Origin of the sequence: Burkholderia thailandensis E264, from assembly GCF_000012365.1 — a bacterium.
GTDB lineage: Bacteria > Pseudomonadota > Gammaproteobacteria > Burkholderiales > Burkholderiaceae > Burkholderia > Burkholderia thailandensis.
This window is the reverse complement of record NC_007650.1, coordinates 2,404,962-2,425,680: the sequence shown is the minus strand read 5'-3', so window position 1 is coordinate 2,425,680 and position 20,719 is coordinate 2,404,962. Positions and strand designations below refer to the sequence as shown.

At 65.7% G+C, this 20,719-nt stretch carries 14 protein-coding genes and 1 pseudogene; 10 read left to right on the top strand and 5 right to left on the bottom strand.

The window, feature by feature from the left end:
• Positions 1 to 53: 53 nt before the first annotated feature.
• Together BTH_RS10190 and BTH_RS35880 are read right to left on the bottom strand one after the other, a co-directional pair.
• Positions 54 to 746 (bottom strand): hypothetical protein, encoded by a 693-nt coding sequence (locus BTH_RS10190; protein ID WP_009893911.1) that lies wholly within the window; start codon positions 744 to 746, stop codon positions 54 to 56.
• A gap of 322 nt (positions 747 to 1,068) precedes the next feature.
• Positions 1,069 to 1,293 (bottom strand): annotated as a pseudogene (locus BTH_RS35880) (conjugal transfer protein TraC); the annotation flags it as partial.
• Positions 1,294 to 1,666: 373 nt separating this feature from the next.
• Between BTH_RS35880 and BTH_RS10180 the strand changes: the two are divergent.
• A complete protein-coding gene (locus tag BTH_RS10180) occupies positions 1,667 to 2,074 on the top strand; it encodes a hypothetical protein (protein ID WP_009893910.1) in 408 nt (135 codons plus the stop codon).
• Between the two features lie 233 nt (positions 2,075 to 2,307).
• Positions 2,308 to 4,014 carry a thiamine pyrophosphate-binding protein gene (locus BTH_RS10175; RefSeq protein WP_080511315.1) on the top strand — a complete coding sequence of 569 codons (1,707 nt, stop codon included), beginning with the start codon at positions 2,308 to 2,310 and terminating at the stop codon, positions 4,012 to 4,014.
• 358 nt (positions 4,015 to 4,372) lie between these two features.
• On the opposite strand, the gene BTH_RS10170 is transcribed toward BTH_RS10175, so the two are convergent.
• The 3 genes from BTH_RS10170 to BTH_RS34410 all read right to left on the bottom strand — a co-directional run bounded on the left by BTH_RS10170 (position 4,373) and on the right by BTH_RS34410 (position 8,490).
• Positions 4,373 to 7,360 (bottom strand): YjbH domain-containing protein, encoded by a 2,988-nt coding sequence (locus tag BTH_RS10170; protein WP_009893906.1) that lies wholly within the window; start codon positions 7,358 to 7,360, stop codon positions 4,373 to 4,375.
• A gap of 1 nt (position 7,361) precedes the next feature.
• Complete coding sequence (locus BTH_RS10165; protein WP_009893904.1) at positions 7,362 to 8,006, bottom strand: YjbF family lipoprotein; 645 nt, start codon at positions 8,004 to 8,006, stop codon at positions 7,362 to 7,364.
• Between the two features lie 85 nt (positions 8,007 to 8,091).
• Positions 8,092 to 8,490: a hypothetical protein gene (locus BTH_RS34410; RefSeq protein WP_180985239.1), complete on the bottom strand. Its 399-nt coding sequence runs from the start codon at positions 8,488 to 8,490 to the stop codon at positions 8,092 to 8,094.
• A 770-nt stretch (positions 8,491 to 9,260) separates the two neighbouring features.
• On the opposite strand from BTH_RS34410, the gene BTH_RS10155 reads away from it, so the two are divergent.
• The 8 genes from BTH_RS10155 to BTH_RS10120 all read left to right on the top strand — a co-directional run bounded on the left by BTH_RS10155 (position 9,261) and on the right by BTH_RS10120 (position 20,719).
• Complete coding sequence (locus BTH_RS10155) at positions 9,261 to 11,813, top strand: SLBB domain-containing protein (protein WP_009893903.1); 2,553 nt, start codon at positions 9,261 to 9,263, stop codon at positions 11,811 to 11,813.
• A 4-nt stretch (positions 11,814 to 11,817) separates the two neighbouring features.
• Positions 11,818 to 13,035 (top strand): Wzz/FepE/Etk N-terminal domain-containing protein, encoded by a 1,218-nt coding sequence (locus tag BTH_RS10150; RefSeq protein ID WP_009893902.1) that lies wholly within the window; start codon positions 11,818 to 11,820, stop codon positions 13,033 to 13,035.
• The gene (rfbF, locus tag BTH_RS10145) at positions 13,032 to 13,808 is read left to right on the top strand and encodes a glucose-1-phosphate cytidylyltransferase (protein ID WP_009893901.1); all 777 of its coding nucleotides are present in this window, start codon (positions 13,032 to 13,034) and stop codon (positions 13,806 to 13,808) included. Before BTH_RS10150 ends, rfbF begins: the two co-directional genes overlap by 4 nt.
• Entirely contained in the window at positions 13,799 to 14,884 is a 1,086-nt protein-coding gene (gene rfbG / locus BTH_RS10140; protein ID WP_009893900.1) for a CDP-glucose 4,6-dehydratase, read from the top strand. Before rfbF ends, rfbG begins: the two co-directional genes overlap by 10 nt.
• Before the next feature lie 3 nt (positions 14,885 to 14,887).
• Positions 14,888 to 16,240: a lipopolysaccharide biosynthesis protein RfbH gene (gene rfbH / locus BTH_RS10135; RefSeq protein WP_009893898.1), complete on the top strand. Its 1,353-nt coding sequence runs from the start codon at positions 14,888 to 14,890 to the stop codon at positions 16,238 to 16,240.
• Between the two features lie 25 nt (positions 16,241 to 16,265).
• The gene (locus BTH_RS10130; RefSeq protein ID WP_009893897.1) at positions 16,266 to 18,026 is read left to right on the top strand and encodes a bifunctional GNAT family N-acetyltransferase/PLP-dependent aspartate aminotransferase family protein; all 1,761 of its coding nucleotides are present in this window, start codon (positions 16,266 to 16,268) and stop codon (positions 18,024 to 18,026) included.
• Positions 18,027 to 18,304: 278 nt separating this feature from the next.
• Positions 18,305 to 19,660 carry a lipopolysaccharide biosynthesis protein gene (locus BTH_RS10125; protein WP_009893895.1) on the top strand — a complete coding sequence of 452 codons (1,356 nt, stop codon included), beginning with the start codon at positions 18,305 to 18,307 and terminating at the stop codon, positions 19,658 to 19,660.
• A 15-nt stretch (positions 19,661 to 19,675) separates the two neighbouring features.
• Positions 19,676 to 20,719 carry a glycosyltransferase family 2 protein gene (locus BTH_RS10120; protein WP_009893893.1) on the top strand — a complete coding sequence of 348 codons (1,044 nt, stop codon included), beginning with the start codon at positions 19,676 to 19,678 and terminating at the stop codon, positions 20,717 to 20,719.

Sequence of the window (20,719 nt, the reverse complement as noted above, 5' to 3'; positions counted from 1 at the left end):
GGCGTGGGTATTGTCCGGCGCGTTGAGACTCGCCCCGGCGCGCCGCCGCACGTTTAGCCCACGAAGGTCGTGCTGGCTGCGAGCGTGGTCTGCTTCGGGTTGCTCTGCGCATAACCGCCCTTGAAGTAACCCAGCGTGTACGTGACGCCGCGCTGAATATTTCCGCTGGACAGATTGATCCCGAAGTTGCCCGCGTTGCTATTGCTCCCGAGTTGCACGAACCAGGTGGGCGGCATGTTGTAAAGCACCGCCTCGGTTTGGCCTTGCCACAACCCCACCCAGTCGCCGTCGGCTTGCGGCGTCATCCCCGCCGGCGTCGCGTAGGAGAACGACACCGACGTCGAGCCTTTGTTGGTGACGAGGATCGACGGAGCCTGCACCGGGTCGTACGGAGCCTGTTGACTGTCCGTAGAGGGGACGAACACTGCGGCGACGATATTCTTGACCGAATTCCCCACCGCGAATGCGACCAGGTACGACTCGCTGCTCACCGAGAGCCCCTGGAATATGCTGGAGCCATTCGGCTGGTTGCTCTGGACGATCTGCGAGCTGGCCGGCTGGGTGCTGACCGGAATAAATGCCTGCGACGTCTGCCAGATGAAAACCGTGTTGCCGTACGCGTTGGGCTGATTGCCCGGCATCGTGTCGTAGCGGTACGTGATCTGCGTTCCGGTGACATCTTCCGGTTTGATCGTGAAGCTGGTGACGAGCGCCTGTTGAGACGGCGCATTGAGCTCTTTCGCCATGGATTCCTCCTTCGTCGTAGTCGTGCGGTGGTTTGGAGTGCAGGCGCGGGCCGAGCGGTGCGGTCCGCCCGTTTGTCGGCCAATTCATCATATAGACGCGCCTCGGGCCGTCAAACTACCTGAACTGGTAGGCTCCACCTGCGCGGTTCGTCACTATGGATCGACCTTGCAGAGTCTCTGTTTCAAGTGCGCCACGTGGACATGGAAACAGGGGCGACTGTGAGCAAGGCCATCGAGCGCACCGGGTTTCTCCAGTATTTCGCGAATCGGTCGCCATGCCCGATTGGCATGCCGGCGTGCGGCGGTTGACGGCACTGGGCCCGCCGCGCTTCATCAACGCCGGGGCGACCATCTTGTGATCGAAGCCGGCGCATACGGCCTTGCGGAACACGGCCGCCCCGATCGGATATTCGGTCTCGACGTGCTCCGCGTCGTCGGCGCTCATCTTGTCGCCGAACTCGGCGTAATACTCGCGATCGGACGCAACTGCCGTAGGGCGCTCGGCGTGGTTCACGTGCTGCTTGAAGCCCGCCCGGTGCCGCACCGAATGGTGAGTCGCGCACGACTGCCCGGCGGTCGTCGATGGCGCTATTATTTTCGCGGCGGATGGGCGCGGCCATAACGCTTACCGGATCAGGCGGCGAATCCGTGGCGGCCGGTTTCTTGAATACGGCAAAGAAAAACCCAGCGGGATTATTCAATTTCATCGCCGGCAACGGCGGCAGGAGGAGCACATCCGGGCGCGAGGGTCGCGCGAGCGCATTCGAATCCTCCGCCGTGTTGCGGAAGGACCTCATTGCCATTGACGGCGTGCCCGATAATGAAAAGGGCACGCATGAAGAAGAGAGTCGGGCTACGATGATCCTTCGCCGCCGGGCTCGAGACAGGCGTATTCGAATACCATCGAAAAGGGGAACCGCATGTATCCGTGGATATGGCTTTGGGCTCCGAATTTCTACTTTCCGCTGAGTGGCGCCGTCGATCAGACGATTCAACCGGATTTGTTCGACTCCATCGATCCACGCGCGGGCAACGGAAGCGTCGAGCGGAGAGCATTCCAGGTCGCCTCGTATGGGCGTCAACTCGGGCTGATCACCGAGGTGCTGCTCGACATCGCCAGGAAGCAAGAAACGATGTCGACGGAGGCGAAAGAGTCCATGAAATGCCTGGAGGGCATCCAGGGCAAGATCGAGAAAATCAAGGAGGATGAGTCGACGTCGATCGCCGCGGAATTAGATGCCCGGCTGTTGCGGCTGAAGACGCAAGATCCCAACGCATTTTCACGGCTGCGCACGCGCTTGCTGGCTATCGTCAAGGACGACTCCTGATTCCCGGGTTCCGCGGACGACGCAGCCGCAGGAGCGGACGAGGTTCAAGCCCAATTCTCCGAAACCTGAATCGAGGATACGCGCCGGGTTCGTTGGCCGTGTGGACTCGAGCGGCTCGAATCGAGGCCGCCGGCGCGAATGACGTCCGGGAAGGCATCCGAGCGACAGTCCGTTCTGCCGCGGGCCCGCGGCTTCGACCGTCGTTTCTCCACAGTTCCACCCGCCGATCCACGATGAAAGCCTCAGACGCCATCGCCAGATTTCTCGCCGCGCACGACGTTCGACATTGCTTCGAACTGGTGGGCGGAATGATCACGCATCTGCTGGACAGTTTCGCGCGCAGCGGACGCTTCCACATCGTGTCGATGCATCACGAGCAAGCCGCGGCCTTTGCGGCGGAGGGCGTCGCGCGGCGTCACATGGGGCGGAAGGTCGCCGTCGCGCTGGGCACGAGCGGCCCGGGCGCGACGAATCTGATCACGGGCGTCGGCAGTTGCTGGATGGATTCCATCCCGTGCCTGTTCATCACCGGGCAAGTCAATACGCACGAGTTGAAGGGCGATCGGGCGATACGGCAGCAGGGCTTCCAGGAGCTCGACATCGTGCCGATGGTGCGCTCGATCACCAAGCGCGCGGTGCAAGTGAGCGACGCGAGCGAACTGCTGCCGGAGCTGCACGGCGCGCTGTCGATGGCGCTGTCCGGCCGCCAGGGGCCGGTTCTGATCGACATTCCGAACGACGTGCAGCGCGCCGAGATTCCGGATGCCGTCGTCGACCGATGGTTGAACGAACCACTGCGCATCCGCGATCGATGCGCGCCCGACGATCGCGACATCGACGCGATACGCGAGCTGTGCCGCTCGGCCGCCCGGCCGCTCGTGTGCTTCGGCGGCGGCGCCCGCTGGGCGCCGTCGATGCCTGCGTGGATCGCCGCACTGGAGGCTGCATGGATACCCTACGTCGGCACGTTGATGGCGCACGAGCGTGTGGTTGCCGGCGCGCACTATTTCAACATGATCGGCGCGTACGGGAATCGGGAGGCGAACTGGGCCGTGCAGAACTGCGACTTGCTGATTGTGATCGGCGCGCGTCTCGACGTGCGCCAGACCGGCGCGGACATCGGCGATTTCGCGCGCCATGCGCGTGTCGTCCAGATCGACATCGATCCCGCCCAGTTGAACAACCGCGTCAAGACTGCGAAGGCCGTGTGCTGCGACGCGGAGTCGTTCTTTCGACGCTTTGCCGTGCGGCGCGATACGTTCGCCGGCATGCGGCCGGATTGGGTGGACCGGCTCGTCACGTTGAGAGCGGCGTACGTTCGCGACGAGTACCCGGACTGGAGCATCAGCCCCGGCCTCGTGTTCGCGCGCCTGAACGAGGCGATGGCCGGCAAGGCCGTCCACTACGTGTGCGACGTGGGCAATCATCAGATGTGGGCCGCGCAGGGCCTTCGGCTCGGCGACGCGCAAGCCGCGCATTACAGCGGCGGCATGGGCGCGATGGGTTTCGCGCTGCCGGCCGCGATCGGCATCGCGTGCAGCGGCAGCGGCAAGACCATCGTGATCACGGGCGACGGCAGTCTGCAGATCAACGTGCAGGAGCTCGATACGCTGAACCGGCTTCAGCTCGATGTGGCCGTTGTCGTGATGAACAATTATTCACTCGGCATGGTCAAGAATTTTCAGGACATGTATTTCGACGGCAAGAACATCTCGACGAAGCAGGGATATAGCTGCCCGTCGTTCGTCGAGCTCGCGCGCGCGTATGGGATCGAGAGCGTGATGGTCGACGCGCCGGCCGGGTTGCAAGGGGCGATCGACATGATCGCGGGTTCGAGCCGGCCGCTGCTGATCGAAATCGCCATGCCGGAGGCGACGGAATGCAGGCCTCGGCTCGCGTTCGGCAGAAAGCTCGACGACCAGTATCCGAAAATCGGCTAGAGGCGGCCGGCGGGGCCAACCGCCGGCGTTGCCGTTGCCGGCTGATCGCCGCCGTGCAGTGCGGCGCGCAAGTCTCTCAGCCGTTGCGCTCGGATATCGGCAAGGCCGCCGGCATCGCGCCATACGTCGATGCGTGAGCATCGCTCGGCCATTGGCCCGAGGACGACGCGCCGAATCGCCAGGCAGCGTCGCTCATCGCCTCCGCGTCTCATCGGCATTCGCTCGGCGCGCGGCGCAACGCCGCTTGCATCATGCGCTTGCGATCGGCATCGTCGTGGTCCGCGGGAGGCGCGGCAAACGCCGCGAGACCATGCCGGCACGCCCGCGAGACCGCACGGGCCGTACCGGCAGTCACATCTCACGGCGAGACCGCGCCATCCGGAGGCGCGTACCACAAGCTCCGGCGCTCGCCCATGTCGGTGAGATCGTACAGCGGATATCTGCGGTCCAGCTTCGCGCCGCCGTCGCGCGTCACGGGGTTCCAACGCAGATTCGCGATGCTGCTGCTCGAGCGCGTCATCATCGCGTCGAACGGGATCGTCACGTAGATGCCCTTGTCGAAGCTGCCTTCGCCGAATTGCGCCGGCGATACGTTCGTTTTCGTCGCATAGGCGCCGATCACGACGCCATTGCGAAAGCGCCGCGAGATGTCGAGCGTCGCGCCCTTGTCCTTCGCCAGATACTGGCCGACGCTCAGATTGATCTGGACGCCTTGCCAACCGGTATCCCAGTATGCGGTCACGTGTCCGGTGAGCGTCTTGTAGCCGCGCATCGAAAAATCCTGGCGGAAGCCGCGCTGGCGCACCGCGTTCACGTCGACGCCGATCGCGAGACGGCTATGCGCAGGGCGATACAGCCATTCCACGCCGACCCCGGCGAACATGCTTTCGAGCAGTCCGCCGTAGACGCTGTAGAACTGATCGTTGCCGAGACGTCCGATTTTCGTCAGTTGCAGCAGCGGCAGCGTGACGCGCGACGTCGTCAGATACTCGCGCAGATAGGTGCGCACGCGCGGCAGCTTGCTGTCCGCCGTGTAGGTGAACTTGCCGTAGTTGTCGACGAGCCCGACGTTCAGTTCGCCGCCGAGCCACGCGCCGCCGGGCATTCTCAATTCGCCGTACGCGTTGGCCGAGATCTGATAGAGCAGGAAGCCGTTCGGCCCGCCAAGCGTTTGCTGGTAGCCCGGCCCGACCGACAGCACGAAGGCTCTCGGCCGTTGCTCGAACAGCGGCGGCAGCATGTCGATCGACTGATTCGTGAGCGGCCTGCCGAGCGTCGTCGCGGGGGCGACTTCGCTCGGCACGAGGGCGCGGGTGCGGCTCGCGAACCACTGCGTGCGCTGCACCTGATAGTCGGCAACCGGCACGCCGTGCGTGAGCGCGACGACGTGAAACGTGCGCACGTTGAGCGGCGCGTCGCGGTTCAGTATCGTCGCGATGCGGTCGATCTGGTCCTGCAGGTAGAACGCGTCGACGTCGTCGAACTCGATGACGAGATCCATGCCGAGCGCGCGGATGCTGCGCACATGCCAATTCGTTTGAGCCTGGAGTTGCGCGACGGTGTCCGACCAGTCGCGATCGAACGGCGAAGGCGATGCACCTTCGATACGCGGTGTCGACGCAACCGCCGATCGCCCGCCGCGTGTCGGCGCGCCGGCGGCGTGCGTGCGCGGCCCGGCGTTCGCGGCCGGCTGCGTCACCGGAACGGGCGGCGGATTGCCCAGTTTGGGCATCGTCGCACGCTTCAGATTGCCGTGCAGCGAGACGCCGAACATCACGCGCGTGCCTCGCTCGAAGCCGACGCTCAGGTCGATGTTGCGCGTGGCGCGATAGACGGCGCCGAAGTTGAATGGAGATCGCTCCTTCAACACTTGCCCGAACGGCTCGTGCCGATAGTCGTTGCCGTCGTATTCGGCCTTCAGGATGAGGCGCTCGTCGGGCGTCTGGTACTGCACGCCGCCGAAGGGCGATACGCGCCCGCGAAACCACGAGCCGTAGCCCAGCTCGCCGCCGTTCGGCGTCGCGCTGTTCGCGCGATCGTCGAACCGTCGGCTGATCATCGACAGCGGGTTGCGCAGATTGCCGCGCGCGCCCATATAGCCCCAGCCCAGGCCGACGCTCCAGTCGAACGGCCCCGTCCGCTTGCTCGCCACCAGGTACTCGCCGGAGAAGAGCCCCGATCCGGCGATGTCGCGAAAGCCGACGGCCACGTCGGGCAGATACGCGGATTCGCGCCATAGCCGGATCTTCGCGTCGATGCTCTTGTCCTTGTATGACTGGGTTCCGCTCAGCGAGACGGGCCCGTACGGTTGATTGCTGACGTCGGTGTATCGGAAGCCGATCTCGAGCCAGTCGAGTGGCTGCAACGCGAAATTGAGGCGCGTGTACGGGCTGACGTGGCTCATGCTGAGCGACGCTTCTCCGGCGTCGTTCATCCGCGCGGTCGGCGTCTGCAGGATGCCCGCCGTGCCCCAGTCTCCGCCCGTCACCGGGAATGCGGCGGAGCGGGTCGGCGCGCCGGTCAGAAACTCGGTCTGATGGCGCGGCGCAATGCGGGGTGCGTGCGGCGGCGCGCCGTCGCCGGTCGGTTCCGATACGCCTTGCGTCGCCAGAAATTCGGCCAATGCGCGCGACAGGGCCGGCGTCCATCGACTGCCGCGATCGGGTGCCCAGATCCAGCTGCCGGGTGCGGGCGTATCCTGCGCATCGCGATTCCAGGCGGCCACCTTGTTTTCGCTGACCGTGCCGTCGGGTTGCGCGATCCACGCGACATCGGGCGTCGCGGCGGGATCGCACGCGAGCACGTACTGCAATGCTTCGACGTCTTGCGCGTGGGCGACCGTGCATGTCGAGCCGTCCGCGCGCACGACGGTGACGGTCGACGAGCGATCGGGAATCGTCACGATGTCGCCGGCTTCGAGACGAGGATCGCTGGCGGGATTGGCCTGCAACCATCGTCCGTCGGTTCGGGGGACGACCACGCGTCCGGTCGCGGGGCGCGCGGCAACCATTGCCGAGAAGCGCGCTCGCGCCGCCTGCGCGGCCGGCGTGGGCGCGGGCAGCGCTTCGATGCCGGCGATCAGGCGGCGCTTGTTCGCCTGCTGAGCCGCGACTTCGCGACCCGATCGCCAGCTCAGGCCGCTCAGGTACGGCGAAGGCGTCTCGGATGATGACGTGCCGACAGCGGGCGTCGGCTGACGGGCTGCGAGCCAGTCGCCGAGGTACATTGGGGCGGCGATCGTTTCTTCGACATGCGCGGCGGCATCGAAAGGATGCACGCACGCGAGCACAACGGCCAGCCATGTGCCGCCGCGCCGCCTGCGGCTCGCCGTCTCATGCTTCGGCATGCTAGGAATTCACCGGCCAGCGTTGCCAACTGAGGCAAAACGACTTGTCCAGGCATTGCTCGCCGTAGACGACCGTCGTGGCGCTTCCGACCGTCAGCGTGGCGTAGTGCGCGGCCGGCAACGCGGCCGCGCCCGTCGACGATTCGACGAACCAGCGCAAGCCGGGATCGGGTTTCCCGAAATAAGCGGTGCCGCGCGGCATGGGAATCGGCGTGACGGTGAGCGTGTCGGTCAGCCCGTACGCGTAGCCGGGCATGACGTCGCGGCGCCGCTCGATGGCCGCGGCGCTGGACAGACTGCTCCATGCCGGCTGCGTGGACAACCGCACGCTCGTCCATTCGACGGGCAGCCCCGTGCCGCCGACTACGCGCCCGTTCTGCAGGCGCAGCGTCTCCTTGCCGTGTCCGCTATACCAGGTCTCGATCGGACCGAGCGGATCGCGATCGACGTAGCCCAGGATCATCAACGTCGCGCGGCCGCGAACGGAGACACGCAGATAGCGATAGCGCGAATCGAGCGCCGTGCGGGCGACCTGGCGATTGCCGGCGCCCCAATAGACGCGGGCGACATCGGCGAGTCCTTGCATCGACGTCGAGCAACCGCATAGCACGATGATCCAGAGCGATACCAGTAGGCGCACGGGCATGGGGGGAAAGAGAGGGCGGTGTTTTCCATTTCTGCATAAGCGAAGGGCCCCGATGGGGCCCTTCGTCCGAGGTGAGCCGAGCGGTTCAGCGGGTGCCTGTCGTGCCGCTGCTGCCGCCGCCTCCCGAACTTGCCGCAACGCCGATTCCGACGGCGGCCGCGACGCCCGCGCCGACCGCGGCGATCGTGCCGACGCTGACGCCGCCGAACGTTGCCGCGCCGGCCGCGCCGGCCGTCCCGGCAGCGCCGGTGGTTTCGGCGGCCCCGGTGGTTCCGGCCGCCCCCGTCGTTCCGGATGTTCCTGCCGCCCCGCTTGTTCCGCTCGTTCCGCTCGTTCCGGAGCCTTCGTTCAGGATTGCTCCGGAAGCGCGTTCCGCGGGTTGTTCGCCGGCGACGGGCGCCGCCGGCGCGGGAGCTTGTTGAGCGTGCACGAAATGCGGTAAAGCCAGGATTGCAGCAATCAAAGACGCACTCAGCGCTTTCATGATTTTCGACTCCTGCGTTCGTTTTGGCCGTGCATCGCAACCGATGCGGGCCGGTCTCTTATTCGAAATCGAACTCTTCGAGAGTATAGGTTAACGACTGCAAGCCGATGTGATAAAAATTGGATTTTCGATTCGATGGGCGGGAACGTTATTAAAGATGTAGAAGCGCGTTCCGTCGAATTTCGATCGAGGCGAACTTCGGAGCTTCGGTGTATTCGATGGCCGGAAGCGCTGGTTCGCGAAGCGGCGCGCATATTTCGACGCATGTCGGCAAGCTGCGGACGATCGAGTGCGATCGGCTTTCTGAAAATTTCTGTCAATTGTTTCGATGGGATGCGTGTTGCGGTAATCATTGCCGTAAGAGCGCGGATTTTGTGTTGAAAGATGGTAAACGCTGAGCGATCCGGTTTCGAATTTATGTGTTAATTCATTCCGTGATTGAGTCTGTCGCGAAGAATATGCATTCCATATTGGTCGACTCGTCCCCCAGGGACGGATGCGTTGTGTAGAATCCGTGACGCAGGCGGCAATACAAGGTTATGAGAACGGTGGAAGCATGGCGCGAGCCATGCGGTTTCGAGGGAACGCAGGCTGATCGGACGGCAATGGCCGAGCGCCTGTTCCATCGCGCGGTTGTGACGTAAGTGGCGGCTACGAGGTGCTTGTCGAGGGCGGCTTCGTATGGTGCGATGCCGGTGATCCGGCTTCGAAGCGGCGACGATGTGTTGCAGAAAGCGAGATGTTCAATTGACCGAAAGATAAGAAGCCGAATGAACGTCAAGAGACCTATCCTGCGGCGGCAATTTTCCCGGGCTGGATTTTCGTTCCGCAACGGCAGGCCGTTCGTCCGTCTCGCATGGCTGCGTTCGGTCGCGTCGCCGCTTCGCGGCGCCGTCTTTTTCTGTTCGTGCATGTTCGTTCTTTCGGCGCACGCGCAGATCGTTTCCCTCGTTCCGTCCACGTCCGTCGGCACGGACACGCATTCGGCGGTTCCTTTGCCGCCGATCGACAGCCTGCCGCCAACCGACGGCCTCGCCGCACGGCAGCGCGATGCGCTACAGCCGCCGCTGCCGGGCGCGAAGCTCACGAAGGACGCGACGTCGAAAGACGGCCTCCTGAAGGACGCCGATCCGTTGAGCGATCCGCCGCGCCCGTGCGGCCCGCTCGGATGTCGCGGCGATGCGATCGATTGTCCGCCGTCGGCAGAAGGCGGGCCCGCGACCATTACGCGCCGGGCGGACGGCACGCCCGAATTGCCGGATGCGTGCGGGCGGCCGCGCGTCGCCTCGCCGGCGGCGCAGACCGATTTCCAGATCTTCGTGCAGCAGAGCACGGGCCGGGCATTGCCGCTCTTCGGCTACAACTTCTTTTCGACGACGACGACTTACCGCTCGCTCGACAACGTTCCGGTTCCCGACGACTACGTGATCGGCCCCGGCGACGAAGTGCTGCTGCATGCGTGGGGAGGCGTCGCGGGCGACCAGCGCCTCGTCGTCGATCGCAACGGCCAGGTCAGCATTCCGGGCGTCGGTGTCGTGACGGTGGCGGGCGCGCGCGCGTCCGAGCTCGATTCGTTGCTGCGCGGCGGGCTCGGCCGATATTTCACGGATTTCAACGTGAACGCGGCGCTCGGCCGTCTGCGCTCGATCCAGGTGTATGTCGTCGGCAAGGCGATGTCGCCCGGCAGCTACACGGTGCCGGGCACGTCGACGATCATCGGCGCGTTGTTCGCGAGCGGCGGCCCGGCGTTCAACGGCTCGATGCGGGCGGTGGCGCTGTACCGCAACGGCCGGCAGATCGCGACGCTCGACGTCTACGGCTTCCTGACCCGCGGAACCGTGAAGGACGACGCGCATCTGCTGCCGGGCGACGTCATCGTCATTCCGCCCGCCGGGCCGCGCGTCGCGCTGACGGGCGCGCTCGACGCGCCGGGGATCTACGAACTGCGCAAGTCGAACGAAACGCTGCGCGAGCTGCTGGACGACGCGGGCGGCGTCACCGCGCTCACGAGCCTCGACCGCGTGATGATCGAGCGGGTGAACGCGTCCGACGGCGCCGCTCCGCGTTCCGTGCAGGAGGTGCGGCTCGACGACGCGGGGCTCGCGACGGTCGTGAAGGACGGCGACATCGTCACGCTGTCGATGGTGTCGCAGAAATTCTCGAATGCCGTGACGCTGCGCGGCAACGTCGCCGCAGCGCTCAGGTATCCGTACAAGCCCGGGATGACGCTCGCCGATTTGCTGCCGTCTCCGGACGCGGTGCTCACGCCCGATTACTTCACGCGCAAGAACATTCTCGTCGAGTATGCGAAAAGCGGCGGCGCCGGCCGGCGGCCGTTCGACGGCATCCGCAATCTCGTCGACGAGCCCAACTGGCATTACGCGATCATCCAGCGTCTCGATCCCGTCACGCTGACCGAGAACCTGATTCCGTTCAACTTGCGGGCGGTGATGGCGAAGGGGAGCGCCGAGGCCGGCATTACGCTGCAGCCCGGGGATGTGGTGACGATCTTCGGCAAGCGGGATCTGCGCAACCCGGTCGACGACAACAAGAGCCTCGTCCGGGTGGACGGTGAGGTGCGCGCGCCCGGCGTCTATCAACTCAATGCGGGCGAATCGCTGCGCGAGCTGCTGCAGCGGGCGGGCGGCCTGACGAGCAACGCGTATGTGTTCGGCGTCGAGTTCACGCGCGAGTCCACGCGCAGCCAGCAGCAACAGAACCTGAATGCCGCGCTCGACCGCGCGACGTTGCAGGCGAACAGCAAGCTCGCCGCGGCGGTCGCGAATCTGCCGAGCGGTGACACGCAATATCTGCAGGCCCAGATGGCGGCCGCGCAGCAGGCCCAACTCGCGCGGCTGCGCGAGCTCAAGCCGACGGGGCGCGTGTCCCTCGAATTGAGCACGAAAGCGAGCCGCATCGGCGATCTGCCCGATCTGCCGCTGAGCGACGGCGATGCGATCTACGTGCCGCCGGTGCCGGCGTTCGTGACCGTCTACGGCGCGGTCGACAATCAGAACGCCGTGATCTGGAAGCTGCATCGAACGGTCGCCGATACGCTGAGGGTCGCGGGCGTTCAGCAGGACATCGCGGACCTCGACTCCGCATTCGTGCTGCGCGCCGACGGCAGCGTCGCCTCGGCGAGCAGTTACGGCTGGCTCGGCAGTTTCGGCGCGCTCGAGCTGATGCCGGGCGACACGCTCGTGGTTCCCGAGAAGCTCGACCGGCGCTCCGGGATGACGAAGTTCCTCGCCGGCCTCAAGGACTGGTCGCAGGTGCTGGCCAATTTCGGCCTGGGCGCGGCGGCTATCAAGGTGCTCAAGTAAAGCGATGGCTGAACTCGAATCCGGTGGCGCGGGGCTGGATGACGTCGAACGGCGCGCGCTCCGCGGCCCCGCCCTGGGCCGCGCCGACGTGCTGATCGCGCTCGGTCACGGCAAGGGGCTGATCGCGCGCATCGTCGCCGCGGCGGTGCTGCTCGGCATCGCGCTCGCGCTCGTGCTGCCGCCCATCTACGAGGCGAGAACCGTGCTGCTGCCGCCGGACGAGTCGCGCGGATTGTTCGGTCATTCGCTGGGCAGTCTCGACGTGATCGCGGGCGCGGCGATGGGCATCGATTTCAAGACGCCGGGCGAGCTGTACGTCGCGCTGTTGAAGAGTACTTCGATCGAGGACAGCCTGATCCGGCAGTTCGGCCTGCGCAAGCGATATCGCGTCGACACGATGCATGCCGCGCGCAAGGCGTTGCAGTCGCGCGTGAGCGTCACGCTCGACAAGAAATCCGGCCTGCTGACCATCGCGGCCGACGACACCGACCCGGCCGTGGCGGCGGATCTGGCGAACGCGCACGTCGCGGCGCTCGCGAAGCTGCTCGAGCGCATTGCGGTGACGCAGGCGCAGCAGCGGCGCGCGTTTCTCGAAAAGGAGGTGGACAAATCGCGTGTCGCGCTCGCCAATGCACAGGATGCGTATGTCAAGTTGCAGGCGAAATCCGGCGTCGTCAGCGTCGACGCCGACACGCAACTCGCGATCCGGCACAGCGCGGAGATCCGATCGCTGCTGGCCGCCAAGCAGATCGAGCTGAGCTCGATCGGCACTTATGCGACGGCCGAGAATCCGCAGGTCAAACGGATCGAAGCCGAGGTGTCGACGCTCAAGGCGCAGCTCGAGAAGATCGAGAACGGCGACGCCGCGTCGCTCAGGGGATCGGATGCGGGCATGGCCACGCTGCGCAGCTACCGCGAAATGAAGTATCAGGAGAACGTCGTCGACGTTTTGTCGAGGCAGCTCGAGCTGGCGCGCGTCGACGAGGCGAAGAGCGGGCCGCTCGTGCAGCAGGTCGACGTGGCCGCGCCGCCCGAGCGCAAGGCCAAGCCGTCGCGGCTGCTGATCCTGCTCGCGAGTTTCGCGGGGGGCTTCGTGCTGGCGGTGACGGTCGTCATCGGCAGGGAGTTCGGCAGGCAGGCGGTCGACCACGCGCGCAGAAGCGGGGATCTCGCGCGCCTCAAGCACGCGTGGGCGATAACTTTCAAGAGGACGCGATCGTGAAGGCTGTGATTCTCGCAGGCGGATTCGGCACGCGATTCACCGAAGAAACGATTTCCCGGCCGAAGCCGATGATCGAGATCGGCGGCAAGCCGATTCTCTGGCACATCCTGAAGCTGTATTCGCACCACGGCATCAACGAATTCATCATCTGCTGCGGCTACCGGGGCTATGTCATCAAGGAGTACTTCGCGAACTACTTCCTGCACATGTCGGACGTGACGTTCGATGTGCAGAAGAACAGCATGGAAGTCCACTATCGCTATTCGGAGCCGTGGCGCGTGACGCTCGTCGACACCGGCGAGGCGACGATGACGGGCGGGCGAATCCGGCGCGTGCGCCAGTACGTGGAAGGCGACGACGTGTTTTGCCTCACATACGGAGACGGGCTGTGCGACGTCGATCTCGGCCGCCTGATCGCGTTTCACCGCGAGCACGGCGGCAAGGCGACGCTTACCGCGGTGCATCCGCCGGCGCGATTCGGCGTGCTCGATATCGGTGCCGATCGGCAGGTCGTCGATTTCACGGAGAAGCCCCGGATCGACGGCGGGATGATCAACGGCGGATTCTTCGTGCTGTCCCCGTCGGTCATCGATCTGATCGACGGCGATGCGACCGTCTGGGAACGCGAGCCTCTCGAGCGGCTCGCGCGAGCCAACGAACTCAAGGCGTATCCGCACGACGGCTTCTGGCAATGCATGGACACGCTGCGCGACAAGCTGCTGCTCGACAGCATGTGGGCGACCGGCACCGCGCCGTGGAAGAAATGGAGCTGACGATGCATGCGGCCGATTCCGGATTCTGGCGCGCCAGGCGCGTGCTCGTGACGGGGCACACGGGCTTCAAGGGAAGCTGGCTGAGCCTGTGGCTGCAGTCGCTCGGCGCGCATGTCCACGGGCTCGCGCTCGAGCCGCCGTCGCGCCCGTCGCTGTTCGAGACGGCGCGCGTCGCGCAACACATGTCCAGCACGATCGGAGACATACGCGATTACGACGTCGTTCGGCGGGCGATCGCCGATTGCATGCCCGAGGTGGTGATCCATCTGGCCGCGCAGCCGCTCGTACGCGCGTCCTACGCGGACCCGCTGTCGACCTACGGCACCAACGTGATGGGCACGGTCAATCTGCTGGAGGCGCTGCGCCGCGCCGGCTGCGCGCGCGCCGTCGTCAACGTCACCACCGACAAATGCTACGAGAACCGGAACTGGCTCTGGGGCTATCGCGAGAGCGACGCGCTTGGCGGCCGCGATCCGTACAGCAGCAGCAAGGCGTGCTCGGAGATCGTCAGCAGCGCGTACCGGCGCTCGTTTCTCGAGCGAGGCGCGACGGCGCTCGCGACCGCGAGAGCCGGCAACGTCATCGGCGGCGGCGACTGGGCCGCGGACCGCCTCGTGCCGGACGTGCTCGGCGCCTTCGCATGCGGCCGGCCGGCGGTCATTCGTCATCCGCGCGCGGTTCGTCCCTGGCAGCACGTGCTGGATTCGCTGTCGGGCTATCTGCGTCTCGCCGAGCGCCTTCATGGCGAGGGGCAGGCGTGGGCCGAAGCGTGGAACTTCGGCCCGGACGATGCGCAGGCCCGCACGGTCGAGTGGGTGGTGTCGCGGATGGCGAGCATCTGGGGCGAGGGGGCGCGATGGCATCCCGATCCGGCCGACCATCCGCACGAAGCCGCGCAACTGAAGCTCGACGCGTCGAAAGCGACGGCGAGACTCGGGTGGCGGCCGCGCTGGAGCCTCGTGCGCGCGCTCGAGCGCACGATCGCGTGGCATCGCGCATGGCTCGCTCGTGAGGACATGCGAGCGGTGTGCATCGAACAGATCACGGAATTCGATACTTCGGCCGAGCCGACCTAGACCATGGATATCATTCGCTCCACGCCCGCGCCGGATGCGACGAGAAGCCCGGACGTCATCCGCGCGGAAATCGCCGCGCTGGTTCGAGAGTATGCGGACGCGACGCAGGCGCGCGGCCCGTTCGTGCCGGGACGCACGCCCGTGCCCGTATCCGGCAAGGTGATCGGCGCGCCGGAGTTGCAGCACATGGTGGACGCGAGCCTGGACGGCTGGCTGACGGCGGGGCGCTTCAACACCGCGTTCCAGAACAGGCTCGCGCGCTATCTGGGCGTGAGGCATGTGATCACGGTGAACTCCGGTTCGTCGGCGAATCTCGTGGCGTTCTCGGCGCTGACCTCCGAGCGCCTCGGCGAGCGGGCGATCCGCCCCGGCGACGAAGTGATCGGCGTGGCCGCGGGATTCCCAACGACGGTCAATCCGATACTGCAATTCGGCGCGGTGCCGGTGTTCGTCGACATCGAACTTGGCACGTACAACGTCGACGCGACGAAGATCGAAGCGGCGATCTCGCCGCGGACCAAGGCGATCATGCTCGCGCACTGCCTGGGCAATCCGTTCAATGTCGAGGCCGTGACGTCGCTGTGCCGCAAGTACGGGCTGTGGCTGATCGAGGATTGCTGCGACGCGCTGGGAGCGCAGTACGACGGGCGGCTCGTGGGCACGTTCGGCGACATCGCGACGCTGAGCTTCTATCCGGCGCACCACATCACGATGGGCGAGGGCGGCGCGGTGTTCACCGACGACGACGAGCTCGCGCGCATCGCCGAGTCGTTCCGCGACTGGGGCCGGGACTGCTACTGCGCGCCGGGCGCCGACAACACCTGCGGCAAGCGCTTCTGCCGGCAGCTCGGCGAGCTGCCGCGCGGCTACGACCACAAGTACACGTACAGCCACTGCGGCTACAACCTCAAGATCACCGACATGCAGGCCGCCTGCGCGCTCGCGCAGATGGATCGCGTCGACGGATTCGTCGAGCGGCGCCGCGCCAACTTCGCCTACCTGAAGGAGCGGCTGTCGCAATGCGACGCGTTCCTGCATCTGCCGCAGGCGACGCTCAACTCGAATCCGTCGTGGTTCGGCTTCCCGCTGACGCTGAAGGAGGACACGGGCGTCGCGCGAGTCGATTTGCTCGATTACCTGAACCAGAACGGCGTCGGCACGCGCCTGCTGTTCGCGGGCAATCTGACGCGCCAGCCGTACATGCTGCATCGGCGGTATCGCGTGAGCGGCGAGCTGGCGCTCACCGATGCCGTGATGGAGCGCACGTTCTGGATCGGCGTTTTTCCGGGATTGGACGAGGCGATGCTCGATTACGCGTGCACGAAAATCGAGACGTTCCTGGGCATCAATTTTTGAGGGAGTTGCCGTGGCTACTACCGCAGTGGACGTATACAAGAAGGCGCTCGTCGCGAATTTCCGCTTTCTCAAAGCGTCGCGCGATGTCCGCGAAGCGTATCTGCGCGCGATCCCGGTTGCCGGCGCGGGTGTTCTCGTGCCCATCGGCGAATCGCGGCTGGACGACGCCGATCTGCTGGCCACGCTGACCCGGTGGCGCAACGATCACGTGCACGTTTATCCGACCCAGTTCGAGGCGACGGCGGATAGTACCCGGGCATGGCTGAAAGACCGGCTTCTCGCGACGGACGACCGCATCCTGTTTCTCGTCGAGGATAGACACGGCCGGGCGGTCGGACACATCGGCTTCAACGGCTGCCTGAACGACGAGCGCCTGTTCGAGATCGACAACGTCGTGCGCGGCGACGCGGCAAGCGAGAAGGGGCTTTTCTCGCTCGCGTTGCAGACGCTCATCGAATGGGCGCGCACCACGTCGAACGTCGAAGGATTCGTTCTGCGCGTGATGGACGACAACCCCCGGGCCATTGCGTTCTACGCGCGCAACGGCTTCGTCGAGGAGCGGCGCATTCCGCTCGTCGGCGAGCGGCACGGCGGCATGCTGTCGTACCGGGAGGCGCGGGAAGGCGAGGCGGCGCACCGGCATTTCGTTTGCATGGCTTACCGCCGCAAGCACGAAGCCGGCGGCTCGCTGATCCTGACAGCAGGGCCGTCGATCTCGGCCCGCGAAGCGGTGTACGCGCACGACGCGGCCGCCAACGGCTGGAACCGGAACTGGTCGAAGTATCTGACGTCGTTCGAAGCGGCGTTCGCCGATTACATCGGTGTCAAGCACGCGATCGCCACTTCCAGCTGCACCGGCGCGCTGCAGATTTCGCTGATGGCGCTCGGCATCGGAGCGGGCGACGAGGTGATCGTACCGGATCTGACCTGGGTCGCCACCGCGAACGCGGTGCGCTACGTCGGCGCGACGCCCGTGTTCGCCGACATCGAGCTCGATAGCTGGAACCTCGACGCGCGTTCGTTCGATGCGCTGATCACGCCGAGAACGAAGGCCGTGATCGCGGTTCACATGTATGGGCACCCGGCGCGCATGGATGCGATCCTCGACGTTGCCGGTCGGCATGGACTGAAGGTGATCGAGGATGCGGCGCCCGCGATCGGCGCGCAATGGCGCGGCCGGCGCTGCGGCTCGTTCGGCGAATTCGCGGCGTTCAGCTTCCAGGGCGCGAAGCTGCTCGTCACGGGCGAAGGCGGCATGCTCGTCACCGACGACGACGCGCTCTACGAAAAGGCATTGAAGGTCTGGGACCAGGGGCGCGATCCGTCGAGAACGTTCTGGATCGACGGCGACGGCGTGAAGTTCAAGATGTCCAACGTACAGGCGGCGGTCGGCCTCGGGCAGCTCGAGCGCGCGGACGAACTGATCGAAATGAAGCGGCGGATCTTCGATTGGTACGACGAAGGACTGGCGGGCGCGCGCGGCATCGCGCTGAACCGGGAAGTTGCCGATGCGCGGAGCATTTACTGGATGACGAGCCTGCGGCTCGACGAATCCGCGCCGATCGGCCGCGACGATCTGATGAAGGCGCTGAAGGCGCGCAACGTCGATACCCGGCCGGTGTTTCCGGCGATCAGCCGCTATCCGATCTGGGCGCGCCGTCAAGCGCCGCAACCGACAGCGAGCCGGGTGGGGCAGCAGGCGATGAACCTGCCGAGCGGCGTCTGTCTGCCGAAGGACGACGTGATGTACGTGTGCCGGCAGATACGGGACCTGCTCGGAGCGTGACCGATGACGGATTGTCGAACGCGCGTTCGCGGGGTTTGCGCCGAAGCGCCGCGCATCATGCATGGCGCGGGGGGGCCGCATGCCGCTCGCGCGCCGTTGATCGTTGATATCAAGACGCCCGCGCATGGCGACGCGATGCGCCGTTGCTCCGCTGGTTGCCGTTCGTTCACGGCGGTTCGCGTGGCCGGCTTGATGGAGGCGGCGGGTCCGGCCGGCGCGGCGGACGACAGTCGGCCCGCGTCGAGTCTCGCCGCCGGCCGTTGCTCGGAGCGCCGGCCATGAAGGCGTTCGCCGCCGCGCTCGGCCGCCTGTGGCATCTGGGCGGCATCGATCTGCCGGTTGCCGTCACGCTGCTCGCGCGAACGTGGACGATCGCGAGCGGACTTGTCACCGTGCTGCTGATCGCGCGCTGCCTGTCGCCCGAATTGCAGGGCTACTACTACACGTTCAACAGTCTCGTCGCGATGCAGATCTTTGCCGAGCTGGGCCTCAACACGGTGCTCGTCCAGTGCATCAGTCACGAGATGGCGGATCTGCGGATCGTCGACGGGTGTGTTGTCGGCGAGCTTCGGAGGAAGGCGCGCCTGAAGTCGCTGTTGACGTTCGGCATGGCGTGGTCCGGCGGCGCGGCAGTCGTGTTCGTCGCGATTCTGTTGCCCGCAGGCTGGCTGTTCTTCGACGCATCGACGTCGCGCGCGCCCGACGTCGCGCTTGCGTGGATGCTGTTCGTGATGCTGACGGGCGTGATGCTCGTGCTCAACGGCGTGCTCGCGTTTCTCGAGGGATGCGCTCAGATCGGACAGGTCGCCGCCGTGAGGCTGATGCAGGCGATCGGTTCGTCGTTCGGCATCTGGGCGCTGCTCGGCGCGCGTGCGCAACTATTGTCGTTCGCGGGCGGGCTCGCGATCGGATGTCTGATCGTCGCCGCCGCGTTGCTCGCGCGATATCGGCGCTTGATCGCCGATCTGCTTCGTTCGAACGATACGGCGGGCGCCGTGCGCTGGCGAACCGAGATTTGGCCGCTGCAATGGCGGATCGCCGTGAGCTGGGCAAGCGGATATCTGATCTTCAATCTTTTCAATCCACTGCTGTTCGCGACGCACGGCGCGGCGGCCGCGGGCCGTTTCGGGATGAGCCTGCAGATCGTGACGGCCCTCAACAGCGCGGGCATGGCCTGGATCGCGACGAAGGTGCCGCAGTTCTGCCGGCTCATCGCGCGGCGGCAGCGTGCACGATTGGACGATCTTTTTCGCAGGACGCTGCGGCAGTCGCTGTTTTTCCTGGTGGCCGGCAGCGTGCTTGCCGTGCTCGTGCTGATGCTCGCAAGCGTCCATGCACCCTGGCTCGGCAACCGGCTCGTTCCTGTTTCGCTGTTCGCGGTGCTGTGCGTCGTCTGCATCGCCAATCACGTCGTTTTCGCCGAGGCGGCTTATCTGCGCGCGCACAAGCGGGAGCCGTTCATGGCCGTATCCGTCGCGAACGGCTTGGCCACCGCGCTCGCGGCGTTGGCGCTGATCCCGAGGTGGGGCGCGCAAGGTGCCGTTCTCGCCTATGCGATCGGCTCGGTGGGCGTCGGCTTCGTCGGCGGGACGTTCGTCTTCGTGCGAAAGAAAGCCGAATTCTCGGCTTCGTGACGATAGGGACCCGCCATGCTGCTGACCATCGCGATTCCCACCTACAACCGCGCGCCGTGTTTGCGCATGCTCGTCGATGCGCTGCTCGCGCAAATCGCGGAGATGGCGCCGCGTGACGGGCGCGTCGAGATACTGATCGCCGACAACGCCTCGAACGACGGCACCGGCGAATATCTCCGGGCACTGGCGCCGTCAGGTTTCGTGACGGTTCACCGGCATGCGGAGAATCGCGGCGCCGCGGCCAACGTCGTGCATTGTTTTCGTCACGCGCGGAGCCGCTATGTCTGGATCCTCGGCGACGACGATCTGCCGTTGCCGGGCGCTGTCGATGCCGTACTGCGCCATCTCGCGTCCGCCGGCCCTGACTTGTTTCTGCTGCCGGCCAAGTGGGTGCCGGACCATCTCGAGGACGCCGCGCGCGCATGCGGAAGGCCCTGCGGTGCGAGGCGCGTCGGCCGGATCGACCTGGCGCGGAAGGCGTCGGTCATGACGACGTTCATTTCGTCGTGGGTCGTCAATCGGGAAGCGTATTTGCATCACTACGGCGACGCGGGCATCGACCGCTTCGGCGATACGTTGTTTCCACAACTCGCGTGGGTATTCGGCCTGATGCGCTCGGGGGCGCGATTCCTGTCCGCGGATGGCCCGTGGCTGCTCGCGAGAGCGGGCAACAGCGGCAACTACGCGGTGTTCGACGCGTTCAGCCATCAATACAACCGGATCGTCGATCAGAGCTTCGCGGATGCCGGTTGGCTGCGGAATTTCCATCGGCAGGACATTCTGTGGAATTTCATCCCGGGCCTCGTCTGGTCGGTGCGCACCGAGCGTGCGGGGCGCTTCGAGCCGTTCGATGCGGCGGCGGTGGAAAAAGTGTTGTCGTCGGCCTACGCTGGAAGCGGGTTCTATATGCGGATCGTCTTGCCGATGATCACGCGCCGCGCAGGCATTGCGAAATGGTATTGGGTGCTGGCGCGCATCCTGAGGAGAGTGCGGCTCTGCTGGATCTTCGCACGTGCGTCAATGCGACGAAGAATAGCTTCGCAACCGGAAACCGGCTGA